The following is a 6,077-nucleotide window of genomic DNA, read 5'->3' as shown; positions in this document are numbered from 1 at the left end:
GCCCACCCATGGCTATATCGAGAACACCATCGCCTCGATGCAGGCCGCCTTCGCCGCCGGCGCCGACATTGTCGAGCTCGACGTCCACCCCACCACGGACGGGCAATTCGCCGTGCTGCATGACTGGACGCTGGATTGCCGCACCGAGGGCAGCGGGGAAACCCGGAGCCATTCCATGGCCTATCTGCGCACGCTGGATGTCGGCTATGGCTATACCGCCGACAATGGCGCCAGCTTTCCACTGCGCGGAACCGGCATTGGCCTGATGCCGGAGCTGAAAGACGTGCTGGCCGCCATGCCCGACCGGCGTTTCCTCGTCAATTTCAAGAGCCGCGAGGCGCGCGAGGGCGACATGCTCGCCGCCTTGGTGCAGGACCATCCCGAATGGCGCCCCGCCGTCTGGGGCGCCTATGGCGGGGATGAGCCCAGCTATCGCGCCGCCGAGCAGATCGACGGCCTTACCGTATGGTCGCGCCGGAGCATGGTGGATTGCCTCCTGCAATATGAGGCGTTGGGCTGGACCGGCTTCATGCCTCAGGCCTGCCGTGGCACCATGGTCCTGCTGCCGATCAATGCCGCGCCCTTCATCTGGGGCTGGCCGCATCTTTTTGTCGAGCGCCTGCGCGCCGCCGGCAGCAAGCTCATCCTGCTCGGCCCCTATGAAGCGGGCGACCCCGGCACGGCCGGCATCGACACGCCGGACCTTCTCGCCCAGGTGCCGGCCGGATTCGACGGCTATATATGGACCAACCGCATCGAAACCATCGGCCCCGCGCTCCGGGAGCGCTAGCGTCATCTTGCCCATCGACGGCCGTCGCGCCGCGCACTAGGGTCAGCGCACTGCCTCAACTCGTGATTGGGTCATGCCATGCCGGTCGGCGTCATTTATGCGGTCGTCGCCTATTCGGTCTATTCCTGTGGCGACGCGCTCATCAAGGGCTTCGGGCAGAGCCTCTCGGTGTTCGAGATCGGCTTTTTCGTCGCCCTGTTCGGGCTGATGCCGGCCCTGTTCGTCAAGCCCAAAGGCGAGCGCTGGCGCGACACCTTCCGGCTGCAACGCCCGCTTCTGGTGCATCTGCGCGCCTTTACAGGCCTCAGCTCTGCAACTCTGGTGACCTATGCCTTCGTCACCATTCCCTTCGCCGAGGCCTATTCGCTGGTGTTCATGATGCCACTCTTCATCACCGTGCTGTCGGTGGTGGTGCTGCGCGAGCGGGTCGACGCCATGCGCTGGGGCATGCTGGCGCTCAGCTTTGCCGGCGTCATGCTGGTGGTGCGCCCCGGTTTTCGGGAGTTGCAGCTGGGGCACCTCGCCGCCCTGTTCTGCGCCTTTTTCGGCGCCGCCACCACAACCGTGCTCCGCATCATCGCCCCCATCGAGCGCCGGGTGAGCCTCATCGCCCTGCCCGCGCTCTATCTGCTGGTGGTCAACGCCGTGCTGATGCTGCCCGGCTTCGTCATGCCCACGCCGCTGCAATTCGCCCTGCTCGCCGCCGCCGGCACCATGGTGGGGCTGGGCCATATCCTGCTCATCGCCGCCACCCGCAACGCCCCCGCCAGCCAGGTGGCGCCCACCCAGTATATCCAGATCGTCTGGGCCATCGCCCTCGGCGCCATCTTCTTTGCCGAATATCCCGATCTCTGGGTCTATCTCGGCCTGGCCGTGGTGGTGGGCGCGGGGCTCGTCAATGTCGCCCGCGACGGCAGCCGAACCCGCATCGCCGGACGCTTCGCCGAATACCGCGCCCGCCGCCGCGCCTCCCCCACAGACATTTCCGAGGTACAGGGGCCGGAAATATGATCCGCTGGAAGGTGACGGAATCCACCAACGCTTGTATGGTAGGCTAAGATCTCGAGTCTTCCGCGCTTTTCCGGTGGATTGTAGCGATGCCGGCGGGCGTTTTCCTTGCGTTTCTGGCCTATTTCGCCTTTTCGGTATCCGACGCGCTCATCAAGGCGACCGGTCCCGTCATGTCGGTGTTCGAGATCGCCTTCTTCACCACCAGCTTTTCCATTCTTCCCGCCATGGTGAGCAAGCGCGGCGAGCGCTGGCGCGATCTCTATAAGCTGCGCCATCCCTTTCTCGTGCATCTGCGCTGCGCCACCGCCATTTCAGGCACGGCCTGCGTCATGTTCGCCTTCACCCATATTCCCTTCGCCGAAGTCTATGCCATCGGTTTCCTCGCCCCCATCGTGGTGACGGCGCTGGGCGTCTTCGTGCTCAAGGAAGAAGTGGGCCTGCACCGCTGGCTGCTGCTGGTGGCGAGCTTTCTGGGCGTGCTGCTGGTAATCCGGCCGGGCCTGCGCGAGGTCATGCCGGGCCACCTGGCCATGCTGGCCTCGGTGTTTTTGAGTGGCGTCACCACCACCGTGCTGCGCTACGTGGCTCCCCGCGAAAGGCGCGTGAGCCTCATCGGCATCCAGGTGATCTATTCGGCCATTCTCAACGGGATCATCATGCTGCCCTTCTTCGTCATCCCCACCCTGGAGCAATTGGCGGTCTTTTTCGGCATCGGCATCATGGGCGGCACCGGCGCGCTGCTGCTGATCGCGGCGGCGAGGCGCACGCCGGCCAACCTGCTGGCGCCGGTCCATTACAGCCAACTCATCTGGGCCATCGTGTTCGGCGCCGCCTTTTTTGGCGAATATCCCGACTGGGTCGCCATTGTCGGCATGCTGGTGGTTCTGGCGGCGGGGCTGGCCAATGTGCTGACCGAAAGGCTGAAAATCGTCTGGAAGCCGCGCCTGTTCTTCTTCCGAACGGGGCTGTGAGGGGCGCCCCCCCTCACTCCCTTCAGATCAGAGCGCGAATGGCGGCCAGAGCCTCCTCGGCCTTGGCCCCGTCGGGGCCGCCGGCCTGGGCCATGTCGGGACGGCCGCCCCCGCCCTGCCCGCCAAGCGCGGCCGAGCCGGCCTTGACCAGATCGGCGGCGGAATATGCGCCGGTGAGATCGCCGGTAACGCCAACCACCAGACCCGCCTTGCCATCATCGGCCCGGCCGATGATGGCGACGATGCCCGAGCCGACCTGCTGCTTGGCCTGGTCGGCCAGGCCCCGCAGATCCTTGGGCTGGAGGCCATCGACGATACGGCCGACAAAGGCAACGCCGTTGATGTTTTCCGGCCCGGCAGCGGCTCCGCCGGCGCCCCCGCCCATGGCCAGCTTCTGCTTGGCATCGCTCAGGGCGCGCTCGGAGCGCTTGAGCTGCTCCTGCAAGGCGGCGATCCGGTCGAGCACGTCATGGCTGCCGGCGCGCAGCAGGCCGGCCGCGGCATTGACGATGGCGACATTGGTATTGCCGCGATGGCGCGCGGCCTTGCCGGTCAGGGCCTCGATACGGCGCACCCCGGCGCCCACGGCGCTTTCGGCGACGACGGAGACCAGCCCGATATCGCCGGTGCGGCGCACATGGGTGCCCCCGCACAGCTCCACCGACCAGCCCAGACCGTTTCCGGTAGGCTCGCCCATGGAAACCACGCGCACCTCATCGCCGTATTTCTCGCCGAACAGGGCGCGCGCGCCCGATTCCTTGGCTTCCTCGACACCCATCAGCCGGGTTTCGACCGGCGTGTTCTGCAGCACGATGGCATTGGCGATGTCTTCCACCTCGGCCATTTCCTGCTCGCTCATCGGCTTGGTGTGGACAAAGTCGAAGCGCAGCCGCTCGGGCGACACCAGCGAACCCTTCTGGGCGACGTGATCGCCAAGCACCAGGCGCAGCGCCTCATGCAGAAGGTGAGTGGCCGAGTGGTTGGAGCGGATGGCGGAGCGGCGCTCATGATCGACGACCAGCGTCACCGGCTGGCCCGGCTTGAGCTGGCCCTGCGTGACGCTGACCTTGTGGGCAAAAACGCCGTGGTGTTTCTGCGTATCGGTGACGGTGGCGGCGAAGCCCTCGCCCCGCAACAGGCCGCTATCGCCGACCTGGCCGCCGCTCTCGCCATAGAACGGGGTCTGGTTGAGAACGACCACACCCTCTTCACCAGCGCCAAGGCTGGAAACCTCCGCGCCATCGCGCAGCAGCGCCTTGATCTCGGCCTCGGCGGTTTCGGTTTCATAGCCGAGAAATTCAGTGGGGCCGAGCTTGTCCGCCAGGCCATACCAGACCGTATCGGTGGCCGCCTCGCCCGAGCCGGACCAGCTCTTGCGCGCCTCGGCCTTCTGGGCCGCCATCGCCGCGTCAAATCCGGCCTGATCGACGCTGATGCCGCGCAGGCGCAGCGCGTCTTCGGTCAGATCGAGCGGAAAGCCATAGGTGTCGTAGAGCTTGAAGGCGGTGGCGCCGGCCAGAACCGCACCATCGCCCATGTCGCGGGTTTCGTCGGCCAGGATTTGCAGGCCCCGGCCCAGGGTCTTGAGAAAGCGCCCCTCTTCGAGCCGGACGGTCTCGGCGATCAGCGCCTCGCCCCGGCTCAATTCGGGATAGGCCTGACCCATTTCGCGCACCAGCGTGGGCACCAGCTTGTAGATGACCGGCTCGCTGGCCCCCAGCAGCGTGGCATGGCGCATGGCGCGGCGCATGATGCGGCGCAGCACATATCCGCGCCCTTCATTGGACGGCAGAACGCCTTCGGCAATGAGGAAGCTCATCGAGCGCAAATGATCGGCAATGACGCGCAGGCTGCGATTGCCCTCGCCGGCCGGATCGGCTCCGGTTGCCGCCGCCGCCGCCCCGATCAGCGCCTTGAACAGGTCGATATCGTAATTGTCATGCACCCCCTGCATCACCGCCGCGATGCGCTCGAGGCCCATGCCGGTGTCGATGGAGGGATGCGGCAGGCCGGTGCGGGAACCGTCGCCATGCTGCTCATATTGCATGAAGACCAGGTTCCAGATCTCGATCCAGCGGTCGCCATCTTCCTCCGGCGAGCCCGGAGGGCCACCCCAGATATGATCGCCATGATCGTAGAAGATTTCCGAGCAGGGGCCGCAGGGGCCGGTATCGCCCATCTGCCAGAAATTGGACTTGGCCCCGAGCCGCACGATGCGGTCCTCGGACAGCCCCGCGATCTTCTTCCAAAGGTTCAGCGCCTCGTCATCGTCCTGATAGACGGTGACCATAAGCTTTTCCCTGGGCAGGCCCCAATCCTTCGTAAGCAGGGTCCAGGCCAGTTCGATGGCACGGTCCTTGAAATAATCGCCGAAGGAGAAATTGCCCAGCATCTCGAAAAAGGTGTGGTGGCGCGCGGTGAAGCCGACATTGTCGAGGTCGTTGTGCTTGCCGCCGGCGCGCACACATTTCTGCGCCGTCGTGGCGCGCGAATAGGGACGCTTTTCCACCCCGGTAAAAGTGTTCTTGAACTGCACCATGCCCGAATTGGTGAACATCAGCGTCGGATCGTTGCGCGGCACCAGCGGGCTGGATGCAACCGCCTCGTGACCATTACGGGCAAAGTAATCGACAAAGCTCGAACGAAGGTCGTTTACGCTGGTCATCTAGAGGCTTTCATTGCGGAAAACGGCGCCATGGCGCCAGAGACGGAAACCGCGGCTTTTTATCGTGAGGGCGTCGCCCCTGTCCAGCGTCGGGGCGGGGAAATAAAACCACAGCCCGGCAAGCCCTGGTTCCAAGAAAAACCCCCGCCGAGGCGGGGGTGAAAATTGCATGGGACCGGCAGAAGCTATTCGTCACTGCTGCTATCGTCTTCCTCGCCGCCGGCAACCAGCAGCACTTCGCCCAGAAGCCCGGAGCTTTCACGCACGCCCTGCTCGATGGCGGCGGCAGCCTGCGGATTGTCCTTGAGGAACTGGCGGGCATTTTCGCGGCCCTGCCCGAGGCGCTGGCTATCCCAGGAGAACCAGGCGCCAGCCTTTTCCACGATCCCCGACTTGACGCCCAGATCAAGCAGCTCGCCGGTCTTGGAAATGCCTTCGCCATACATGATGTCGAACTCGACCTGGCGGAAGGGCGGTGCAAGCTTGTTCTTGACCACCTTGACGCGAGTCTGGTTGCCCACGATCTCCTCGCGGTCCTTGATGGCGCCGATGCGGCGGATATCGAGGCGCACCGAGGCGTAGAACTTGAGCGCGTTGCCGCCCGTGGTGGTTTCGGGCGAGCCGTACATGACGCCGATCT

The 6,077-nt window shown here is 65.1% G+C and carries 4 protein-coding genes and 1 pseudogene; 3 read left to right on the top strand and 2 right to left on the bottom strand.

Going from position 1 to position 6,077, the window contains the following annotated elements:
• From VDP82_RS12520 to VDP82_RS12510, 3 genes are all read left to right on the top strand, one after another.
• Positions 1-790, top strand: a 790-nt coding sequence (locus tag VDP82_RS12520; RefSeq protein WP_323015180.1) for a glycerophosphodiester phosphodiesterase family protein, incomplete at its 5' end; no start/stop codon positions are given.
• Between the two features lie 78 nt (positions 791-868).
• On the top strand, positions 869-1,801 hold the full coding sequence (locus VDP82_RS12515) for a DMT family transporter (protein WP_323015179.1): 933 nt from the start codon (positions 869-871) through the stop codon (positions 1,799-1,801).
• An 86-nt stretch (positions 1,802-1,887) separates the two neighbouring features.
• Positions 1,888-2,772 carry a DMT family transporter gene (locus tag VDP82_RS12510; protein ID WP_323015178.1) on the top strand — a complete coding sequence of 295 codons (885 nt, stop codon included), beginning with the start codon at positions 1,888-1,890 and terminating at the stop codon, positions 2,770-2,772.
• 22 nt (positions 2,773-2,794) lie between these two features.
• Here the strand turns inward: VDP82_RS12510 and alaS are convergent, their stop codons facing one another.
• Both alaS and VDP82_RS12500 read right to left on the bottom strand, forming a co-directional pair.
• Complete coding sequence (gene alaS, locus VDP82_RS12505; RefSeq protein WP_323015177.1) at positions 2,795-5,437, bottom strand: alanine--tRNA ligase; 2,643 nt, start codon at positions 5,435-5,437, stop codon at positions 2,795-2,797.
• Positions 5,438-5,622: 185 nt separating this feature from the next.
• Positions 5,623-6,077 (bottom strand): annotated as a pseudogene (locus tag VDP82_RS12500) (DNA recombination/repair protein RecA); the annotation flags it as partial.

The sequence above is a fragment of the Devosia sp. genome (genome assembly GCF_034675085.1).
Lineage (GTDB): Bacteria > Pseudomonadota > Alphaproteobacteria > Rhizobiales > Devosiaceae > Devosia.
The sequence above is the reverse complement of the archived record's forward strand: the minus strand, read 5'-3'. Positions and strand labels throughout refer to the sequence as shown.